At 70.2% G+C, this 19,134-nt stretch carries 18 protein-coding genes and 1 pseudogene; 8 read left to right on the top strand and 11 right to left on the bottom strand.

Annotation, left to right across the window (positions count from 1 at the left end; all coding sequences use genetic code 11):
• The first annotated feature begins 2 nt into the window (after positions 1-2).
• Positions 3-644, top strand: a complete 642-nt coding sequence (locus EWH70_RS18065) for a spermine/spermidine synthase domain-containing protein (protein ID WP_130476575.1) — start codon at positions 3-5, stop codon at positions 642-644.
• Here EWH70_RS18065 and EWH70_RS18060 read toward each other — a convergent pair.
• The 3 genes from EWH70_RS18060 to EWH70_RS18050 form a co-directional block, all read right to left on the bottom strand.
• On the bottom strand, positions 637-1,992 hold the full coding sequence (locus tag EWH70_RS18060) for a deoxyguanosinetriphosphate triphosphohydrolase family protein (RefSeq protein ID WP_130476574.1): 1,356 nt from the start codon (positions 1,990-1,992) through the stop codon (positions 637-639). The two genes, EWH70_RS18065 and EWH70_RS18060, sit on opposite strands and share 8 nt — an antisense overlap.
• Positions 1,993-2,170: 178 nt before the next feature.
• Positions 2,171-2,743, bottom strand: a complete 573-nt coding sequence (locus EWH70_RS18055) for an HhH-GPD-type base excision DNA repair protein (RefSeq protein ID WP_130476573.1) — start codon at positions 2,741-2,743, stop codon at positions 2,171-2,173.
• 25 nt (positions 2,744-2,768) lie between these two features.
• On the bottom strand, positions 2,769-3,143 hold the full coding sequence (locus tag EWH70_RS18050; protein WP_130476572.1) for a DUF2203 domain-containing protein: 375 nt from the start codon (positions 3,141-3,143) through the stop codon (positions 2,769-2,771).
• Between the two features lie 205 nt (positions 3,144-3,348).
• Here EWH70_RS18050 and EWH70_RS18045 point away from each other — a divergent pair, with 205 nt between their 5' ends.
• Positions 3,349-4,572 carry an NADP-dependent isocitrate dehydrogenase gene (locus tag EWH70_RS18045; protein WP_130476571.1) on the top strand — a complete coding sequence of 408 codons (1,224 nt, stop codon included), beginning with the start codon at positions 3,349-3,351 and terminating at the stop codon, positions 4,570-4,572.
• 189 nt (positions 4,573-4,761) lie between these two features.
• Positions 4,762-5,079: an SH3 domain-containing protein gene (locus EWH70_RS18040; RefSeq protein ID WP_130476570.1), complete on the top strand. Its 318-nt coding sequence runs from the start codon at positions 4,762-4,764 to the stop codon at positions 5,077-5,079.
• A 38-nt stretch (positions 5,080-5,117) separates the two neighbouring features.
• Here EWH70_RS18040 and EWH70_RS18035 read toward each other — a convergent pair.
• Positions 5,118-5,503, bottom strand: a pseudogene (locus EWH70_RS18035) (MBL fold metallo-hydrolase); the annotation flags it as partial.
• A gap of 34 nt (positions 5,504-5,537) precedes the next feature.
• Between EWH70_RS18035 and EWH70_RS18030 the strand changes: the two are divergent.
• Entirely contained in the window at positions 5,538-6,344 is an 807-nt protein-coding gene (locus tag EWH70_RS18030) for an exodeoxyribonuclease III (RefSeq protein ID WP_130476569.1), read from the top strand.
• 60 nt (positions 6,345-6,404) lie between these two features.
• On the opposite strand, the gene EWH70_RS18025 is transcribed toward EWH70_RS18030, so the two are convergent.
• Entirely contained in the window at positions 6,405-6,992 is a 588-nt protein-coding gene (locus EWH70_RS18025; protein ID WP_130476568.1) for a dihydrofolate reductase family protein, read from the bottom strand.
• A 205-nt stretch (positions 6,993-7,197) separates the two neighbouring features.
• On the opposite strand from EWH70_RS18025, the gene EWH70_RS18020 reads away from it, so the two are divergent.
• Positions 7,198-7,491, top strand: coding sequence for a hypothetical protein (locus tag EWH70_RS18020; protein ID WP_240687043.1), 294 nt, complete (start codon positions 7,198-7,200; stop codon positions 7,489-7,491).
• Here the strand turns inward: EWH70_RS18020 and EWH70_RS18015 are convergent.
• Both EWH70_RS18015 and EWH70_RS18010 read right to left on the bottom strand, forming a co-directional pair.
• Complete coding sequence (locus tag EWH70_RS18015; protein WP_130476567.1) at positions 7,476-8,993, bottom strand: alpha-amylase family glycosyl hydrolase; 1,518 nt, start codon at positions 8,991-8,993, stop codon at positions 7,476-7,478. The two genes, EWH70_RS18020 and EWH70_RS18015, sit on opposite strands and share 16 nt — an antisense overlap.
• Positions 8,908-10,128 (bottom strand): MFS transporter, encoded by a 1,221-nt coding sequence (locus EWH70_RS18010; RefSeq protein WP_130476566.1) that lies wholly within the window; start codon positions 10,126-10,128, stop codon positions 8,908-8,910. Before EWH70_RS18010 ends, EWH70_RS18015 begins: the two co-directional genes overlap by 86 nt.
• A 30-nt stretch (positions 10,129-10,158) precedes the next feature.
• Between EWH70_RS18010 and EWH70_RS18005 the strand changes: the two genes are divergently transcribed.
• A complete protein-coding gene (locus EWH70_RS18005) occupies positions 10,159-11,211 on the top strand; it encodes a LacI family DNA-binding transcriptional regulator (RefSeq protein ID WP_240687042.1) in 1,053 nt (350 codons plus the stop codon).
• Positions 11,212-11,254: 43 nt separating this feature from the next.
• Positions 11,255-13,789 (top strand): bifunctional FO biosynthesis protein CofGH, encoded by a 2,535-nt coding sequence (locus EWH70_RS18000; RefSeq protein ID WP_130476565.1) that lies wholly within the window; start codon positions 11,255-11,257, stop codon positions 13,787-13,789.
• A gap of 355 nt (positions 13,790-14,144) precedes the next feature.
• On the opposite strand, the gene EWH70_RS17990 is transcribed toward EWH70_RS18000, so the two are convergent.
• A complete protein-coding gene (locus tag EWH70_RS17990) occupies positions 14,145-14,900 on the bottom strand; it encodes a S1 family peptidase (protein WP_130476564.1) in 756 nt (251 codons plus the stop codon).
• Positions 14,901-15,066: 166 nt separating this feature from the next.
• Here EWH70_RS17990 and trpS point away from each other — a divergent pair, with 166 nt between their 5' ends.
• On the top strand, positions 15,067-16,095 hold the full coding sequence (trpS, locus tag EWH70_RS17985) for a tryptophan--tRNA ligase (RefSeq protein WP_130476563.1): 1,029 nt from the start codon (positions 15,067-15,069) through the stop codon (positions 16,093-16,095).
• Here trpS and EWH70_RS17980 read toward each other — a convergent pair.
• From EWH70_RS17980 to EWH70_RS17970, 3 genes are read right to left on the bottom strand one after another with little or no spacing between them, the layout of a single operon-like run.
• Complete coding sequence (locus EWH70_RS17980; protein ID WP_130476562.1) at positions 16,080-17,138, bottom strand: ADP-ribosylglycohydrolase family protein; 1,059 nt, start codon at positions 17,136-17,138, stop codon at positions 16,080-16,082. The two genes, trpS and EWH70_RS17980, sit on opposite strands and share 16 nt — an antisense overlap.
• Positions 17,132-18,238 (bottom strand): ADP-ribosylglycohydrolase family protein, encoded by a 1,107-nt coding sequence (locus tag EWH70_RS17975; protein ID WP_130476561.1) that lies wholly within the window; start codon positions 18,236-18,238, stop codon positions 17,132-17,134. The genes EWH70_RS17980 and EWH70_RS17975 overlap by 7 nt, the downstream gene beginning before the upstream one ends.
• Before the next feature lie 37 nt (positions 18,239-18,275).
• On the bottom strand, positions 18,276-19,040 hold the full coding sequence (locus tag EWH70_RS17970) for a Tat pathway signal sequence domain protein (RefSeq protein ID WP_130476560.1): 765 nt from the start codon (positions 19,038-19,040) through the stop codon (positions 18,276-18,278).
• Between the last annotated feature and the right edge of the window lie 94 nt (positions 19,041-19,134).

The following is a 19,134-nucleotide window of genomic DNA, read 5'->3' as shown; positions in this document are numbered from 1 at the left end:
TGATGAGCGAGGTCGTCGCCGAGGTTCCCGGTGTCTGCGGTCAGCTCGTGCTCAGGCGCGCCGGCCGCGCCCTCGAGGTGATCGCCAACGGGACGTTTCTGATGGACACCCGCAACGGCGAGTCCGAGCGGCTGCTCGTCACCGCGGCCGCCGACCGGGTCGCGCCCGGCGCCCGGGTGCTGGTCGGCGGGCTGGGCGTCGGCTACACCCTGCGTGCCGCGCTGGATCACCCGGCGACCGGCGAGGTCGTGGTGGTCGAGCGCGAACCGGCGGTCGTCGAGTGGAATCGCACCGGCCCGCTGCGTGAGGTGCACGGCGACGCGCTCGCCGACCCGCGTGCCACCGTGGTGACGGCGGACCTGCTGGAGTGGCTGCGTGACACCGGGGAGTCGTTCGACGTGGTCTGCCTCGACATCGACAACGGTCCGATGTGGACCGTCACGGACGGGAACGCCTCGCTGTACGAGGAAACCGGGCTGGACCTCGTAGCGGCGCGGTTGCGTCCCGGGGGCGTGGTCGCGGTGTGGAGCGCTGCCGACAGCGCGGACTTCACCCGGCTGCTGCGCACCCGCTTCGCCGACGTCCGCGTGCTGCGCGTCCCGGTGCCGCGCGGCGAGCCGGACGTGGTCTGGCTCGCTAGTTGAACCAGGTGCCGAACATCGACGCGTTGGAGCGTCCGGTGAGGCGCTCGTTGAGGTCGATGGCCTGAGCCTCGGTCAGCAGGCAGATGTAGTCCGCGACGGCACGTGCGCGTATTGTTTCCTTGTTGCCACCCACGGCGTCGCGAAAATCGTTGTCACGTTTGATGTCCTTGTAGATAACTCGCAACTGCACGGGTGGACTTTGTGTCTTACGCGGTTTCTCCAGATGGTGCATGAGTTGTTCGTAGAGGGAGGCGATGATCGCTCGCTGCCCCTGCTGCATTACCGCGAGTGAGGGACGATCGATCACGTAGAACCAGGTGAGCTCTTTGAGGGCTTCGACGCGGTACTGAGTCTCGGTGTCTATACGGATTGACGGGGCGAAGTCTCCCGTTAGCTTGAAGGCATCGATGCACTTGGTGATGTTTTGCGAGGTGAGCTCGTTCATGCGCACGCGGTTTGTCCGGGTGTCCCAGCAAGCCGACTTGATTTCCCCCTCGAATTCCTTGACCACCAGGTTAAGTTGGTGGCTGAAGGCGCACTTGTCGAAGTCCTTCCGCTTTCCCAGTCTCTTCGCGGCGTGCTTGAGGATTCTCTGCTTGTCCGGTTCGAGATTGTGCAATGGGATGAGGCCCGCGCGGAAGTAGTCCTCGATGTCGTGAGTCGCGTAGGTGATGTCGTCGGCCCAGTCCATGGCGATGGCGTTGAGGCAGCGGCTGTCGTCGGGGTGGCTGCGTGCGAAGTCGAAGTCGCCGAACTCGCTTCTGTACGCACCCCATTTCTCCCCTTTGGTACGGTCGGTCCAAGGGGGTGCTTCCTGTTTGCGCCGAGCTTCCTTGGTGGCTTTCGTGCACGGGTACTTCAGTACGGCGTCAAGTGTTGCGCGCGTCAAGTCCAGTCCGAGGTAGGACATGCGTCGTCGAGCCAGCTTGGTTACCACTCGGAATGACTGGGCGTTTCCCTCGAACCCCTCTAGGAGCGGGGCTGACTGCAGTATTTCATTCAATTTTTCTTCTGCCGCGTGCCCGAACGGCGGGTGTCCGATGTCGTGTACGAGTCCGGCGGTTTCGACGACATCGATGTCGAGGGTGGATCGGTCGAACTCGGGTTCTTGCTTTTTCGCCACGTGCTGCACCAGGCGACGTCCGATCTGGGCCACCTTCAAACTGTGCGTCAGCCTATTGTGTAGCACTCGCTGTTCGCTGACAGCGGCGACCTGAGTCACGCCGGACAGTCGCCTGAAAGCAGACGAGTACAGGACACGGTCCCTGTCCCGCTCGAATTCTGTGCGAGAGTATCTGTGGTCGTCCGTCGAGTGCCGACGTTCTTGTGGGTTCTTCTGCTGTTGCATGGGCCGACCCCTCCTGCGCCTGGGCGCCCGCCCGTTCGGACGGGTGTCCACTACGGCGTTCGGCAGAAGCGGGTTGTTACGGAGGGTGGCCTCACGGCTGAACATCGACGCCCGACCGTCGCGCAGGCGAGATCCAATCGGGTCCTTGATCAGGCGTGATCGAAGTGCAACGCCCTCGCTATTTCTTCGCCGCTGCCTTCGCGGCGCGCTTGAAGTCGCGTACCTGGGCCAGCGACTCGGGGCCGGTGACGTCGGCGATGGAGCGGTGCGAGCCGTCCTCGCCGTAGGCGCCCGCCGCCTCACGCCAGCCCGCCGGCTGCACGCCGAGCTGCTTGCCGAGCAGGGCGAGGAAGATCTTCGCCTTCTGCTCGCCGTAGCCGGGCAGTGCCTTCAGCCGCTTGAGCACCTCGGGCCCGTCGGGCTTGCCCTTCTTCCAGATCGCGTCGGTCTTGCCGTCGTAGGTCTCCACGACGAACTGGGCCAGAGCGTGCACCCGACGGCCCATCGAACCGGCGTACCGGTGGATGGCCGGCTTCTGCACGCACAGCTCGACGAACTCCTCCAGGTCGGAGTCGGCGATCTTGCGGACGTCGAAGCCGTCCATCCGGTCGGCGATCTTCTTCGGGCCGATGAAGGCGACCTCCATCTGGATCTGCTGGTCCAGCAGCATGCCCGTGAGCAGTGCGAACGGGTCCTTGCTGAGCAGCTTGTCCGCGTCGGCGTCGCCGGTGAGTCGCAGCGTCTTGGGCATGGGCTACATACTGGCACGTCAGGGGCTAACCGGGCAGCCGGCGGCGGCCCGCGAAGCCGATGTCGGCCCGGTGGTACCAGGCCAGCTCGGTGTCACCCTCCAGCCAGCAGAGCAGGACCGGGACGCCGTCGAGCTCGGCGGGGAAGTCGACCAGCAGCGGCGCGAAGCCCTTCAGCTCGGCGCCGGTCTGCTGGACGGTGGTCATCAGGTCGTCGAGCCTGGCCTGCGCGGCCTTCAGCTCCGGCAGGCCGCCGAGCGGGGTCGGCGGTCCGTCCGGGCGCAGCGACGCGGTCAGCTCCGCGGCGTCGGCCCGCAGCGCGACCAGCTCGTCGAGTACCGGTAGCAGCCGTTCCAGCTCGTCCCGGGCCTCGGACACCGTGAACAGGGCGGCGGCTGTCATGTCGGGAACCTCCTCGGTGCGGGTTGGCAGGGCGAAACTATCGCTGGTTTGATGCCAGCACGCGACCGCTCACACCGCCGGGGACCGATTACCGCTGGGTAACAAGGGTGCGCCCGACACGGCCGCATCATTTACCAGTACGCTTGTACCGCTACCACGAGACGTGCAGACAACGCGTGAACCCGCGAGAGGAGCACCGCTGCTCATGGCCAAGATCAAGGTCGAGGGCACCGTCGTCGAACTCGACGGCGATGAGATGACCCGCATCATCTGGCAGTTCATCAAGGACAAGCTCGTCCACCCCTACCTGGACGTCAACCTCGAGTACTACGACCTGGGCATCGAGGAGCGGGACCGCACCGACGACCAGATCACCGTGGACGCCGCCAACGCCATCAAGAAGCACGGCGTCGGCGTGAAGTGCGCCACGATCACCCCGGACGAGGCGCGGGTCGAGGAGTTCGGCCTGAAGAAGATGTGGCGGAGCCCGAACGGCACGATCCGTAACATCCTCGGCGGCGTGGTGTTCCGCGAGCCGATCATCATCTCGAACATCCCCCGGCTGGTGCCCGGCTGGACCAAGCCGATCATCATCGGCCGGCACGCGCACGGTGACCAGTACAAGGCCACCGACTTCAAGGTCCCCGGCCCCGGCACGCTGACGATCACCTACACGCCGGAGGACGGCTCCGAGCCGATGGAGTTCGAGGTCGCCAAGTACCCGGAGGGCGGCGGCGTCGCCATCGGTATGTACAACTACCGCAAGTCCATCGAGGACTTCGCGCGCGCCTCGCTGCAGTACGGCCTCGACCGCGGCATGCCGGTCTACATGTCGACCAAGAACACGATCCTCAAGGCCTACGACGGCATGTTCAAGGACGTGTTCCAGGAGATCTTCGACGCCGAGTTCAAGGCGGACTTCGACGCCAAGGGCCTGACCTACGAGCACCGGCTGATCGACGACATGGTCGCCGCCGCGCTGAAGTGGGAGGGCGGCTACGTCTGGGCCTGCAAGAACTACGACGGTGACGTGCAGTCCGACACGGTCGCGCAGGGGTTCGGCTCGCTCGGCCTGATGACGTCGGTGCTGCGCACGCCGGACGGCCGGACCGTCGAGGCCGAGGCCGCGCACGGCACGGTCACCCGGCACTACCGCCAGCATCAGCAGGGCAAGCCGACCTCGACCAACCCGATCGCGTCGATCTTCGCGTGGACCCGGGGCCTGGAGCACCGCGGCAAGCTGGACTCCAACTCCGAGCTGGTCGGCTTCGCCAACAAGCTGGAGCAGGTCGTCATCGAGACCGTCGAGAGCGGCAAAATGACCAAGGACCTGGCCCTGCTCGTCGGCAAGGACCAGGCGTTCCAGACCACCGAGGACTTCCTCGCCACGCTGGACGCGAACCTGCAGCGCAAGATGGCCGAGGGCTGATCCCGCTCGCCTGAACGCCGGAGGCCACCCTCACGACGAGGGTGGCCTTCCGGCGTTTCGGGCACGCTATGTAGTCGGGTGATCACAGTGATCCTGCTGCCGGGTGGTTGCGTGCGCCGAGCCTTCCGCCCGGCTCTACCCGGTGCATACCCTGGTGGGACGGGTTTCGGCTTCTGCGAGGGAGCGCCGGTGATACTGGGAATTCCGAAGCGGATCCTGCTCATCATCGCCGTGGTGGGCGGGGTCGCGGTGATCTACTTCCTCGGGGCGGGCAAGCAGGCTTCCGAAGGCGCCGAAGGGCCGACCGGCTGCAAGATGTCCGTCACGGCCGACGTCCTCAACGTCCGGGCCGCGCCCGCCGACTCCGCCGAGATCGTCGGCAAGTACAAGCAGAACGCCGAGACCGACGCGCATCCGGTGGTGCAGAACGGGTTCCGCAAGCTCGGCGAGAATCGCTGGGCCGCAACGGAGTTCCTCACCCCGCTGCAGGGTGCTCGCTGCGGTTAGAGCCGGACCCGCATGGGTCAGCAGTAGCCGTCGCGCTCCGGCGACGGTCCGCTGTCACCGGTGTAGGCCACGGTCAGTCCGGGCGCGGACAGGCGGACGCCCAGGTTGGGCACGTAGTGCGGCAGCAGCCGGGTGGCCAGCTCGAACGGCCCCACGCGAGAGGCCGACGCCAGGTCGCGCAGGTCGAACACGGTCGCCGGATCCGGCCCAGCGCGGTCAGGTCGCTGCAGTGGTCGGGATGGGCGTGGGTGACGATCACCGCGTCGACCGCCCCGTCCGGGCAGGCCGCCAGCAGCGGGCCGGCGGTGCCGTAGCCCAGGTCCAGCAGCACCCGGAAGCCGTCGTGTTCGAGCAGGTAACCGCTGCACGCCCGGCCGGGCTCCGGCCACGCGCCGCAGCTGCCGAGCACCAGTAGTTCACCCACGAGTGGTGATCCTGCCAGCCGGTAGCCTGCCGGGGTGCTGACCGTCGCCACCGTGAACGTCAACGGCATGCGTGCCGCCGCCAAGAAGGGTTTCGTCGAGTGGCTGGCCGCCACCGGCGCCGACGTCGTCGCCTGCCAGGAGGTGCGTGCCGAGCCGGAGCTGCTCCCGCCAGCGGTACGCGAGCCCGAGGGGTGGCACGCCGTGCACGCGCCCGCCGCGGTGAAGGGGCGCTGCGGGGTCAGCGTCTACTCGCGTGCCGAGCCGTCGGCCGTGCGGATCGGGTTCGGCGAGCCCGAGTTCGAGGACAGCGGGCGGTACCTGGAGGTCGAGTTGGACCACGTGGTGGTGGCGAGCCTGTACCTGCCCAGCGGCGACGTCGGGACCGAGCGGCAGGCGGAGAAGGAACGGTTCATGGCCGCGTTCCTGCCCTACCTCACCGAGCTGCGGGCCAAGGCCGCCGCAGGCGGGCGCGAGGTGCTGGTGGTGGGGGACTGGAACATCGCGCACGCCGAGGTGGACCTGAAGAACTGGCGGGGCAACCGCAAGAACTCGGGGTTCCTGCCGGAGGAACGGGCCTGGCTGAGCCGGGTCTACGACGAGGCGGGCTACGTGGACGTGCAGCGCCGGGCCGATCCGGACGGGCCGGGGCCGTACACCTGGTGGTCCTACCGGGGCAAGGCCTTCGACAACGACACCGGCTGGCGCATCGACCTGCACGTGGCGACGCCCGCGTTGGCCGACTCGGTCGCCTCGATCCGGGTGGAGCGGGCGGACAGCTACGAGCTCCGCTGGTCCGACCACGCCCCGGTGACGGCCACCTACGCCTGGCCGCCCGCCTGAGAAACGCGAGCAAGGGAGCTTTACTACCCTTCTTCGCTAGTAAAGCTCCCTTGCTCTCGTTCAGGGGCGCACGTAGGTCAGGTGCAGCACGCCGGAGTCGAAGCGCTCGACGTCGGCGAGCTTGAACCGGCGGGGCTGGAACTCGCCCTCCAGCAGCGGTACGCCGGAGCCGGCCGTCACCGGGTGCAGCTTCAGCACCAGCTCGTCGATCTCGTCGCGCAGGGCACCGGCGAGCGTGGCGCCGCCGACGAGCCAGATCTTGGCGCCCTCCTCCTGCTTGAGTTCCCGCACCTTGGCGACCGGGTCGGTGTTGACCAGCTCGACCTTCTCGCCGGGGACCTCGGTCAGGGTCCGGGAGAACACCAGGTGCCGCAGGTGCTCGTACGCGTCGTTCACGCCGGCCTTCACGCCGCCCTCGTAGGAGACGCGGCCCTCCAGCACCGTGTCGAAGTGCTTGTTGGGGGTGTCAGCGAGGCCGAGAGCGGGCCGGACGTGGGTGGGGATGATCTCGGGCCAGTCGCGCAGCAACGCCTCGCCGTGGTCGCCCTGCATCAGGAAGAAGCCCTCGCGCTGGGTCGGGTCCTCCCGGTCGGGGGCGGCGATGTAGCCGTCGAGGGTGCAGGCGACGAGGTAGGTCAGGGTTCGCACGGGGGTCTCCTTCTGCAGAACTACTGAGAACAGAGTACTTCAGTTGGAGTGGTAAAAGCGAGGGCCCGATACGGAGCCGTGACATTCGGGTCGCTAGTCTCGGCGCCGATGCTGACCGCAGACCACAGGGCTTGACACGCTCGGTAGCTTTTCCCCAGCAACGTTCCCTCGTTCGGGCGACAAGTTCGTCTCAGGAGGCACCCCGGTGCGCAACCCCCGGCACAACCTGTTGCGGCCCGTCATGGCCGCGACCGCCCTCTCCCTGTGCCTGACCCTGCTGGGCGCTGGTTCCGCGTCCGCCGCCACCGCGATCGAGCCGGAGGCCATGTCCGCCGGCATCCTCGGCCCCGTCGGCCTTGTCGCCGTGGTTCTCGGTGTGGTCGGCATGGCGCTGGGCATCCTGCGTCAGCGCCGCAAGGCCCGTGCCGCCCAGCCCGCGCCGCCGCAGCAGCAGCCGCACGAGGAACCCACCCGCCCCACCCTTCAGCCGCACGCCTGAGCGTCGAACACGGCTCCGGCGCACGGGCCCAGCGTGACGCCGTCCCCGAGCGTGACGTCGCCGGTCGACACCAACGGCACGAGTGCGGAGTCCCAGGGCAGCGAACGGCCCGTCGGCGCGAGGTTCAGCACCACCAGTGAGCGTTCCTCCTCCGTCGCCCGGAGGTAGGCGAGCACGCCGGGCGGCCCGTCGGTGAACACCTGGGTGCCGGCCCGCAGTGACGGCCGCCGCCTGCGCAGCGCCAGCAGTTCCCGGTAGAGACACAGCGTCGAGCCCGGGTCGGCCAGCTCCGATTCGACGTTGAGCCGCCCGGCCGTCGCGCCCAACGGCAGCCACGGCGTCCCGGTGCTGAACCCGTGGCCCGGACCGGCCGTCCACGGCATCGGCGTGCGCTGGGGATCGCGGCCGTTACGGTCCTCACCGACGCCGGGCGGCAGCTCGGTGTCCGGCAGCCCCAGCTCCTCGCCCTGGTAGAGGAACGGCGTGCCGCGCAGGGTGAGCAGCAGCATGGCGGCCAGCCGCCCGGCGGCCTGCCCGCCCCACCGGCTCACCACCCGTGGGATGTCGTGGTTGCCGAGGAACCACGCCGGCCAGACGTCTTCGCCCGCCAGGTCCAGGAACTCCTGGACGGTCGCCCTGATCGCGGCCGCGTCGAAGGGCAGTCCGGAGAACACGAAGTTGTGCGCGAGGTGCAGCTCGCCGGGAGCCACGTAGGGCAGGATCCGCCGCTGGTCGAACTCCCAGACCTCGCCGACCGCGACGGCATCCGGGTACTTGTCGACAAGCGTGCGCACCTCACGCAGGTAGTCGTGCAGCGTCGGCCAGTCCCGCTGCCGCGACGGCAGCCCGTCGACGTTGTCCCGGTACCCGGGGTCCTTGCCCAGCCGGTTGATCGAGTCGAGCCGGACGCCGTCGACGCCGCGGTCCAGCCAGAACCGCAGCACGTCGAGCTGGGCCTGCCGCACGGCGGGGTTGGACCAGTCGAGGTCGGGTTGCTGCGGCAGGTGCGAGTGCAGGTACCACTGGCCGGTCTCCGGGTGCCACGTCCACGCCGGGCTGTCCGGCGGGAAGCCGGCGACCCAGTTGTTCGGCGGGCCGCCGTCGGGGCCGCTGTCCCGCCAGACGTAGAAGTCCCGCATCGGCGCACTGCGCGAGGTCGCCGCGGCGCGGAACCACGGGTGCCGGTCGCTGGTGTGCGGCAGCACGATGTCGACGAGGATCCGCAGGCCGCCGGCATGTGCGGCGGCGATCAGTTCCTCGGCGTCGGCATCGGTGCCGAAGACCGGGTCGACGGCCGTGTGGTCGCTGACGTCGTAGCCGAAGTCGGCCATCGGCGAGCGGAAGAACGGCGAGATCCACAGCGCGTCGACGCCCAGCGAACGCAGGTAGCCGAGCCGTTCGACGATCCCGCGCAGGTCACCGATGCCGTCGCCGTCGGTGTCGGCGAAGCTGCGCGGGTAGATCTGGTAGACGACGGCGTCCTGCCACCACGGCCTGTTCATGGTGCTCCTCTCCGGTGAAGGCGGCGGATCGGCTGACGACGACGGCCGCGGCGAGCCCGCACACCGCCGCGATGGTGAGTGCGCCGCCGCCGAGGCTGACCCCGCCGGCCCAGGCGCCGAGCGCGATCCCGGCCTGGAAGGCGACGATGTAGACGGCCGATGCGAGATCCGGCTGGGCGGCCGCGCGCAGCACGGCGGCCTGCAGCACCACGGCCATTCCGCCTGCCGGAATCGCCCACAGCACCACGGCGACGGCCGCGACCGCGGTGGACACGGCCCCGGCGGTCAGCAGCAGGAGCATGCAGGCGGCGAGGCCGCCGGTGACCACCAGTGCGGTGGTGCGCGGGTGCCGGTCCACCGCCCGGCCGATCACGACGAGGCCGAGCACCCCGGCCGCGCCGTGCGCGAGCAGCATCGCGGAGCCGTCCAGGCGGACGTAATCGGCGATGATCACGGTGATGTAGGTGAACGCCGTGAAGTGGCCGAGCACGACGAGCACGGTGGTCAGGTTGACCGAGACGAGCGAACGGTCGGTCAGTGCGTGCCGCAGCGGCGAACCGCCCGTTCGCGGCACGGCGGGCATGGCGTCCACCGTCAGGCGGATCACCGCGGCGGCGAGCGCGGCGACACCGGCCATGACCAGGGCGGTGGCTCGCCAGCCGAGCGTCGTGCCGAGCCACGAGCACAGCGGGAGCCCGAGCAGGAACGCGACCGAGTTGCCCGCGTAGACGACGGCGGTCGCGCGACCTGCCCGTTCGGGCCCGAGCATCCGGCTGGCCATCGCCGCGACGACCGACCAGAACACCCCGTGACCGACGGCCGCCACCAGCCGCGCGATCACCGCCACTGCGTAGCCCGGCGCCACGGCGAGCAGCAGGTTCGACGCCGTCACCGCCAGGATCGCCGCGAGCGCGGTCGTCCGGCGGTCCCATCGGGCGGTCACCGTCACCAGCGGTACGACGGTGACCGCGACGACCACCGCGTACCCGGTGACCAGCAGGCCGATGGCCGGTTCGGACACGCCGAAACCGTCCGCGAGCTGGGGAAGCAGTGCGACCGGCAGGTTCTCCGACGTCACCGACGTGAAGCAGGCCGTGCTGAGCGCGGCCAGGGCGAACCGGGTCCGGACGAGCATTGTGTAACGATACACAGATAGGCTGGGGCAATGTCCAGCCCCAAAGCGTCCCGCGTCACCATGGCCGAGGTGGCGCGCCGCTGCGGCGTCTCCCCGATGACGGTGTCGTACTGCTACAACCAGCCGGAACGGGTCGCCGCGGACACCCTGCGCCGGGTCCGGGAGACCGCCGCCGAGCTGGGCTACCGGGGGCCGGACCCGACGGCGCGCTCCCTGCGCCGCCGCCGCACCGGCGCGATCGGCGTCGTGCTCGGCGAGCACCTGGCCTACGCCTTCGAGGATCCGCAGGCCCGCGGGTTCCTGACCGGCGTCGCGCAGGTGTGCCGCGAGCGCGGGATCGGACTCAACCTCATTCCCACCACCGGGGCGGACACCGACGTCGACCGGGTGAAATCCGCCTCGGTCGACGGCTACATCGTGTGGCCCACGTTCGAGTCCGACCCCGTGCTGGCCGCGCTGAGCGGGATCGGCAAGCCGGTGGCCATCCAGGGCGGCCCGGCGGTCGAGGGAGCATCAGTGGTGACCATCGACAACCGCGCCTCCGCACGCGAGCTGGCCGTTCATACGTTCGCCGGAGCCCGTAGGCCCGCCGTGCTGAGCTTCCCGTTCGACCCCGGCCGCCGAAGCAGGCTGGAGACCGGACCCGACCCGGCGACCGTCGAGTTCACGGTCACCCGCGAACGGCTGCTCGGCATCTACGACCACCGCGGCGGGTTGCCCGTGGCCGTCGTCAGCCGCAATGACCGCGCCGAGGCCGCCGCCATGGCCGAGACGCTGTTCGACACCTGCGAGCCGGACGCGGTGATCGCGATGAGCGACCAGCTCGCGTTCGGCGTGCTCGACGCCGCCCGCCGCCGGGGACTGCGGGTACCCGGCGACGTCGCGGTCGCCGGGTGGGACGACGACCCGGACGCCGGCCGGGAGGGACTCACCACGGTCGTGCAATCGTTGCAGGACCAGGGCCGGGACTGCGCGCTGATCGCGCTGGGCGAGGCCGCGCCGGACGCCGGGGCGGCGTGGTCCGTCACCGTGCGCTCCAGCACCGGGCTTATTCCCGGTTCGGCGAGGAATCCCTCACAGTAAGAGAATGTGCCCGTGAGCCGTCCGCGGTCGTAGGCTCGCGGTCATGGCTGATCGCGTGCTCCTCGCCCCGCCGGATCCGCAACCCACCTCCTCCGCGATGCGCAGGGCCCTCCGCCGCGCCGCCGACGGGGTCGCGCTGGACACCACCGAGGCCGCGATCCTGCTGCAGGCCAGGGGAGAGGACCTGGAACAGCTGATGGACGCGGCCGGCCGGGTCCGCGACGCGCACCTCGCCGACCAGGGCCGCAGCGGGATCGTCAGCTACAGCAGCAGCGTGTTCATCCCGCTGACCCGGCTGTGCCGGGACCGCTGTCACTACTGCACGTTCGTCACCGTGCCCGGCAAACTGCACTCGCTGTACCTGGAGCGCGACGAGGTGCTGGAGATCGCCCGCGCCGGTGCCGCGGCCGGCTGCAAGGAAGCACTGTTCACCCTCGGCGACCGGCCGGAGGACCGCTGGCCGCAGGCGAAGGAGTGGCTGGAGGCCCGCGGGTACGAGTCCACACTGGACTACGTGCGGGCCAGCGCCATCGCCGTGCTGGAGGAGACCGGCCTGCTGCCGCACCTCAACCCCGGCGTGCTGAGCTGGGCCGAGCTGCAGCGGCTCAAGCCGGTCGCCGCCAGCATGGGGATGATGCTGGAGACCACGGCCGACCGGCTGTGGTCGGAGAAGGGCGGCCCGCACTACGGCAGCCCGGACAAGGAACCGGCCGTGCGACTGCGCGTCCTCGACGACGCCGGGCGCGTGGGTGTCCCGTTCACCACCGGGATCCTGGTGGGCATCGGGGAGAACCGGACCGAGCGCGCCGAGTCGCTGCAGGCCATCCGGCAGCGGGCCAGGCAGCTCCGGCACATCCAGGAGATCATCGTCCAGAACTTCCGGGCCAAGCCGGACACGGCCATGCGGTCGGTGCCCGACCTGGACCTGACCGACCTGGCCGCGACGGTGGCCGTCGGCAGGCTGCTGATGCCGCCGGGCGTCAGCGTGCAGGCGCCGCCCAACCTCGCCGGCGAGGAGCACGCCCTGCTGCTGCGGGCGGGCATCGACGACTGGGGCGGCGTGTCCCCGGTGACGCCCGACCATGTCAACCCCGAACGGCCGTGGCCGCGGCTTGACGAGCTGGCCGAGTGGACCCGCCAGGCAGGCTACGAGCTGCAGGAGCGGCTGGCCGTCTACCCGCGTTACGTCACCGCCGCCGAGAAGTGGATCGACATCCGGCTGCACCCGCACGTCACGGCGCTGGCCACCGAGGACGGCATGGCCGACGAGGACGCGGCGATCGAGGGCCGCCGCTGGCAGGAGCCCGACGGCGGGCTGGACACGATCGGCCGCGCCGACCTGCACACCGCCATCGACACCGAGGGCCGCACCGGTGACCGGCGCGGTGACTTCGACAGCGTCTACGGCGACTGGGACATCCTGCGCAGCCAGGTGCCTGCCGCGCCGGAGCGGCTGGACACCGACGTCCGCACGGGCCTGCGGCTGGCCGCCGACTACCCGGGCGCGCTGCTCGAACCCGAGCACACCGACGCCGCGATGGCGTTGCTGACCGCCGACGGCCCGGCGCTGGAGGCCATGGCGACGCTGGCCGACGAGCTGCGTGCCGACGTCGTCGGTGAGGACATCACGTATGTCGTCAACCGCAACATCAACTTCTCCAACGTCTGTTACGTCGGTTGCCGGTTCTGCGCGTTCGCCCAGCGTGAGCGGGACGCCGACGCGTTCCGGCTGTCGGTGGACGAGGTCGCGGCGCGGGCCGTCGAGGCGGCGCACGCCGGTGCCACCGAGGTGTGCATGCAGGGCGGGATCGACCCGAAGCTGCCGGTCAGCTACTACGCCGACATCGTCAGGGCGATCAAGGCGGCGGTCCCGGACATGCACGTCCACGCGTTCTCGCCGATGGAGATCGTCTCCGCCGCGGCGAAAGCGGGCATCAGCGTCGAGGAGTGGCTGACCGAGCTGCGCGACGCCGGGCTCGGCTCGATCCCCGGCACGGCGGCGGAGATCCTCGACGACGACGTGCGGTGGGTGCTCACCAAGGGCAAGCTGCCCGCCCAGACCTGGATCGACGTGGTCAGCACGGCACACCGGCTGGGCATCCCGTCGTCGTCGACGATGATGTACGGCCACGTCGACCACCCCGGTCACTGGCTGGGCCACCTGCGGGTGCTGGCGCGGATCGCGGAGGACACCGGCGGGTTCACCGAGTTCGTCGGGCTGCCGTTCGTGCACCACAACGCGCCGATCTACCTGGCGGGCGTCGCCCGGCCGGGGCCGACGGTGCGGGACAACCGCGCGGTGCACGCGTTCGCGCGGCTGGCGCTGCACGGGCGGATCGACAACGTGCAGTGCTCGTGGGTCAAGCTCGGCGACGAGGGCACGGCGCAGGTGCTGCGCGGCGGTGCCAACGACATCGGCGGGACGCTGATGGAGGAGACCATCTCGCGGATGGCCGGGTCCGAGCACGGGTCCTCGCGCACCACCGCGGAGCTGGACCACCTCGCGTCGCTGGCCGGACGCCCCTCGCGGCAGCGGGACACGGTCTACGGCCGCCGCCTGGCGGCTTTAGCGGGCTGAAGACTGCGCCGGGGGCAAAACATAGGTACCGGACACGGATTGTTTCCCCCGGTGCACAGGCCGCAATGTTCGTGCCATGCGGACGGAGTTCTCACGGGCGCTCGACCAGGCGTTCACCGACAGCGGGCTGGGTCTTGACCGGGTGCGGCACCGGCTGGCCCAGCGTGGCGTGCGGGTCAGCGTCACGACCCTGAGCTACTGGAGAAGTGGAAGAAGCCGCCCGGAGCGGCCTGAGTCGCTCCGGGCGGTGTGCATCTTCGAGGAGCTGTTCGGCCTGAAGCCGGGCTCGCTCACCGGACTGCTCGGCCCGCGCCGGCCAAGGGGCCGCTGGTGTGCCGGCGCGGGCCGGACAGGTTCAGACTCCGCTGTTGCTGCGGATCCAGGACCGGTAGTAGGGCACGTCGACGTAGATCGACGGGGCCGTGGCGCAGGTGGTGCTGTTGTTGCCGGCCCGGCTGGTGGCACCGATCAGCTCCCACCGTCCGCTGACCTGCTTGATCTGCGGCCCGCCTGAGTCGCCGTAGCAGGCACCCTTGTTGCCGTCGGTGTTGTTGGTGCAGATCTCACTCGCGGCACGGATGCCCATGCAGCGGCTGTCGGCCACGATCGACGTGTCCAGCTCCTGCAGGGTGATCGGCGCGCCGCAGGCACCACGCGGGGCGCAGGTCTGGCCCCAGCCGATGATCCTGGTGGCGGTGCCGACCGGGCCCGACTCCGTCGAGATGCTGATCGGGGCCTGGCTGACCGGCGTCGACAGACGCAGCAGCGCCAGGTCGGCCGACGGGTGGGCGATGCGCTGCGCGACTCGCGCCACCGAACCGCCGCTGGTGCGGTTGGTGGTGCCGACGCGCACCTGGGCGGGCTGGCCACAGTGGGCGGCGGTGACCACCCAGGTCGAGCTGATCAGCGAGCCACCACAGGAGTGCCCGCCGGAGCTGGACTGCAGCGACACCATGAACGAGTAGACCTGGGTCGCGTTGCGACCGCCGACGATGAACGGCTGGACGCCGTCGGGGGCGGGAGCGGCAGCCGCGGTGGCCGGGACCGCCATGCCGGCGAGCGCGCTCGCGCCGGCGACGAACACACCGGCGAGCAGGGACCGTAGCTTCATTGCTTCTCCTTCGCTGAACCCGGTGTCACCGGGGGGAGTGAGGAAAACGTTATGAAGGCGCCCGCTCACGAAGCACCGCCGGAAGTAGTGTCGATTTAACCGTTTAATACTTTTGTCGCAGCCCCCTCGGCGGTGCGGCCGGCGGCCCGCCTGGAAGAATCGCCGCGTGGCACCAGAGCACTCGAAGCTGCGCGTACTGTCCGGGATCCAGCCGACGGCGGACTCGTTCCACCTGGGCAACTACCTCGGCGCGCTGCGCCAGTGGGTTCGCCTGCAGGACACGCACGAGACGTTCTACTGCGTGGTCGACCTGCACGCGATCACCGTCGAGCACGACCCGAAGCTGCTGCGCGAGCGCACCCGCCGGTCGGCCGCGCAGCTGCTGGCGCTCGGCGTCGACCCGGACCGCAGCACGCTGTTCGTGCAGAGCCAGGTGCCCGAACACGCCCAGCTGAGCTGGGTTCTGGAATGCCAGACAGGGTTCGGCGAGGCAGGCCGGATGACGCAGTTCAAGGACAAGGCCGCCAAGCAGGGTACGGACCGGGCCAGCGTCGGCCTGTTCACCTACCCCGTGCTGCAGGCCGCCGACATCCTGCTCTACCAGGCCAACGCCGTCCCGGTCGGCGAGGACCAGCGCCAGCACCTGGAGCTGACCCGCGACCTGGCGCAGCGGTTCAACAACCGCTACGGCAGGACGTTCACCGTCCCGGAGCCGCACATCGTCAAGGACACGGCCAAGATCTACGACCTGCAGGACCCGGCGATCAAGATGAGCAAGTCGGCGTCCGCGGTCAACGGCATCGTCGAACTGCTCGACGACCCCAAGCGCTCGGCGAAGAAGATCCGGTCCGCGGTCACCGACACCGGCCGCGAGATCGTGTTCGACGCCGAGAACAAGGCTGGTGTGTCCAATTTGCTCACCATCTACGCCGCGCTGACCGACCGGGCGATCGCCGATCTGGAGAACGCCTACGCGGACAAGGGTTACGGCGATCTGAAGAAGGACCTCGCGGAGATCCTGGTCGAGTTCGTGACGCCGTTCCAGGAGCGGGTCAGGTCCTATGTGGACGATCCGGCGGAGCTGGACAAGGTCCTCGCGCGCGGTGCCGAACGCGCGCGCGAGGTGTCCTCGGCCACCCTGGCTTCGGTCTACGACGCCGTCGGGTTCCTGCCCGGGGCTCACCAGCCGGGATAACGCCCCTGCCAGTCGGGTGGCTCCGGCCCGAACTCGGCGAGCGCGTCGACGGCCAGCGTGTCGATGACGTCGCGTAGTTCCAGTGCGGCCAGCCACTGGGCGGGGATGGCGCCGGGGCCGTGCAGTGCGCCGAGGATGTTGCCGCAGATGGCGCCGGTGGAGTCGCTGTCGCCGCTGTGGTTGACGGCCAGCAGCAGCCCGTCGGCGAGGTCGTCGGCCGCCAGTGCCGCGCAGACGGCGATGGCCAGTGCCTCCTCGCCGACCCAGCCGCCGCCCAGCTCCGCCGCGATGGCCTCCGGGGTCGGCCGTCCCCGCTTGGCCAGCGCGATGGCGGCGTCCAGCGCGGCGAACTGCTCCTCGTAGCCGTCCCACCGGATGAGTTCCAGCCGGGCCGCGCCGACCGCCCTCGGCAGGTCCGCGCCACCCAGCAGGGCCTGCACGATGACCGCCAGCGCTCCGGCGGACAGGTAGCCGCTGGGATGGCTGTGGGTCAGTGCCGCCGCCTGCGCGGCCAGCCGGAACACCTCGCCGGCGTCGCCGGGCCACAGTGCACACGGCGCGACCCGCATCACGCCGCCGCAGCCCTTGGAGTTGTTCAGCGCGTGGGTGAGCGTGCCCTGCACGCCGTCGGTGGCGAACGCGCGCAGTGCCTTCAGGCAGGTGCTGCCGGGTGCGCGGCGGTCGTGCAGCTCGCGGTTGCCGACCAGCCAGCCGTCGGGTTCGGCCGCAGTGGCGAACCGCCCTCCGGTCTGCTCCCACGGCCTGCCCTGGGTGTGCAGCCAGCGCTGGTAGGCGTGTTGCAGCACCTGGACGACGTCGCGTCCGCCCGCGTGTGCGCGGATCAGCCCTTCCAGGGTGAACAGCGTCATCTGGGTGTCGTCGCTGATCAGCCCCCGGTCCGGGTTGACGTATCCACGCAGCCCGTCCGGGCCGTGGGCTGCCCGGATGCCCTCGATCTCGTGGAACTCGATGTCGTAGCCCAGCGCGTCGCCGACCGCGCCGGCGAGGATCGACCCGCGGAACCGGTCCGCCCTGCTCACCATCCCGGGTACCTCGCCAGCCACTCGCCGGTACGCGGCGGCTCCGGCCCGAACTCGGCGAGGCCGTCGACGGCCAGCTGGTCGATGACGTCGCGTAGTTCCAGCGCGTCCAGCCAGGGCGCGGGAATGGCGTCGGGGCCGTGCAGTGCGCCGAGGATGTTGCCGCAGATGGCGCCGGTGGAGTCGCTGTCGCCGCTGTGGTTGACCGCCAGCAGCAGCGCCTCGCCCAGGTCGTCCTCGAAGACCAGCGCCGCGCAGACCGCGATGGCCAGCGCCTCCTCGCCGACCCAGCCGCCGCCCAGTTCGGCGGCGATCGTCTCCGGCGTCGGCCGACCCCGGCCGGCCAGCGCGATCGCGTTCTCCAGTGCCCGCAACTGTTCCTGGTGGCCGTCCCACCGGACCAGCTCGGCCAGTGCTGTGTCGACGGCCTGCCGCAGGCCCGCGCCGTCGAGCAGTGTCCGCACGATGACCGCCAGTGCCCCGGCGGACAGGTAGCCGCTGGGATGGCTGTGGGTCAGCGCCGCCGACTGGGCGGCCACCGTGAACACGTCCTGTGGCCACAGCGCGCACGGCGCGGCCCGCATGACGCCGCCGCAGCCCTTGGAGTCGTTGAGTTTCGTGGTGAACGTGCCCTGGGGACCGCCGTTGGCGAACGACCGCAGCGCCCGCATGCAGGTGTTGCCCGGCGCGCGGCTCTCCAGCAGGCCGCGGTTGGTGACCAGCCAGCCGTCCGGCTCGGTACGGCCCTCGGCGAACCGGCCGCCGTTGCGTTGCCACAACGTCGCCTCGCCGGGGCGGGGGCCGCTGTCGCGTTCCCACGGCGCGCCCTGGGTGTAGAGCCAGCGCTGGTAGGCGTGCTGCAGCACCTCGACGACGTCGCGTCCGCCCACGTGCGCGCGGATCAGGCCCTCCAGGGTGAACAGCGTCATCTGGGTGTCGTCGGTGATCAGGCCGCGCCCGGGGTTGGCGTACCCGCGCAGCCCGTCCGGGCCGTGCAGCCTGCGGATGCTGAGGATGGAGTCGAACTCGATGTCGAAGCCGAGTGCGTCGCCGACCGCGCCGGCGAGAAGGGACCCGCGGAACCTGTCCGCTCTGCTGACCATGCTGGAGAGACTGCCAGCAGGCCCCGCGGGTTCCCGATCAGACGTACTGGTAGCCGCGCAGGTCGCGGATCAGCAGGTGGCAGTTCTCCAGCCTGGCGGAATCGCTCAGCGACCGGTAGATGCCCCACTTGGGCCGGATGACGTCGTCCAGGAACGTGTCGCCGTTCTTGCTGGCGTCGATCAGCGTGCTGCCGCCACTGCGCAGCACCCAGCGGACCCGGCCGGAGTTGCCGATGCGCTGCTCGATCTCCACGTCGGTCCACCGGTTGTGCAGCCTGGCCAGGTCGACCCTGCCGACCAGCACGTCACCGCCGAAGATCTTGAACTCGACGGTCGGCGTGCTGCCGACGTGCCGCAGCGACATGACGGTCAGCGGCGAGGTGCCCTTGCCCGGCATCTTCGTCTGGAAGATGTGCGTGAACGAGGTGGTGGCCTTGAGCGAGGACGGGATGTACATCGAGTACGTGACCCGCCAGGTCTCACCGTCGCGCCAGTTCAGCACGGTGCCGTTCTGCCGCATGCCGCGGACCTCCTGCCGCTGGCGGTCGGTGGAGGTGTCGCGGTCGCGGGTGTGCATGTCGAAGCGGTACGCGCCGCCCTGCGGGTAGATGTGCTTGACGCCCGGGTGCGACTTCGCCCGGTCGTCCTCGACGCCCTCGAAGGCGTTCAGCCCGGTGGAGCCGGGGTCGGGGTTCCAGCGCAGCCGCCAGCTCGCCGCGTGCGCGGGGGCGGCCGCCAGCAGGGGAAGGGTCAGCGCGCCGCCGAGGACGGCGCGGCGCCCGACGCCAGGTGCGGGGTTCACGGTGGTCTCCTCTCGGTACCTGGCGGCGGACGGTGGAAAGCGCTTTCAGCGTCGCATCGGGGCGTCACCCGCGTCAACCCGCTCGCGTTGCGGC

Source organism: Amycolatopsis suaedae (assembly GCF_004214935.1).
Taxonomy (GTDB): Bacteria; Actinomycetota; Actinomycetes; order Mycobacteriales; family Pseudonocardiaceae; genus Amycolatopsis; species Amycolatopsis suaedae.
This window is presented reverse-complemented; position numbering and strand designations above follow the sequence as displayed.

Bases quoted from the DNA above. Each gene is read 5' to 3' on its own strand.
- EWH70_RS18065 (WP_130476575.1), top strand. From the start codon at position 3: ATGAGCGAGGTCGTCGCCGAGGTTCCCGGTGTCTGCGGTCAGCTCGTG.
- EWH70_RS18060 (WP_130476574.1), bottom strand. From the start codon at position 1,992: ATGCAACAGCAGAAGAACCCACAAGAACGTCGGCACTCGACGGACGAC.
- EWH70_RS18055 (WP_130476573.1), bottom strand. From the start codon at position 2,743: ATGCCCAAGACGCTGCGACTCACCGGCGACGCCGACGCGGACAAGCTG.
- EWH70_RS18050 (WP_130476572.1), bottom strand. From the start codon at position 3,143: ATGACAGCCGCCGCCCTGTTCACGGTGTCCGAGGCCCGGGACGAGCTG.
- EWH70_RS18045 (WP_130476571.1), top strand. From the start codon at position 3,349: ATGGCCAAGATCAAGGTCGAGGGCACCGTCGTCGAACTCGACGGCGAT.
- EWH70_RS18015 (WP_130476567.1), bottom strand. From the start codon at position 8,993: ATGAACAGGCCGTGGTGGCAGGACGCCGTCGTCTACCAGATCTACCCG.
- EWH70_RS18010 (WP_130476566.1), bottom strand. From the start codon at position 10,128: ATGCTCGTCCGGACCCGGTTCGCCCTGGCCGCGCTCAGCACGGCCTGC.
- EWH70_RS18005 (WP_240687042.1), top strand. From the start codon at position 10,159: ATGTCCAGCCCCAAAGCGTCCCGCGTCACCATGGCCGAGGTGGCGCGC.
- EWH70_RS18000 (WP_130476565.1), top strand. From the start codon at position 11,255: ATGGCTGATCGCGTGCTCCTCGCCCCGCCGGATCCGCAACCCACCTCC.
- EWH70_RS17990 (WP_130476564.1), bottom strand. From the start codon at position 14,900: ATGAAGCTACGGTCCCTGCTCGCCGGTGTGTTCGTCGCCGGCGCGAGC.
- EWH70_RS17980 (WP_130476562.1), bottom strand. From the start codon at position 17,138: ATGGTGAGCAGGGCGGACCGGTTCCGCGGGTCGATCCTCGCCGGCGCG.
- EWH70_RS17975 (WP_130476561.1), bottom strand. From the start codon at position 18,238: ATGGTCAGCAGAGCGGACAGGTTCCGCGGGTCCCTTCTCGCCGGCGCG.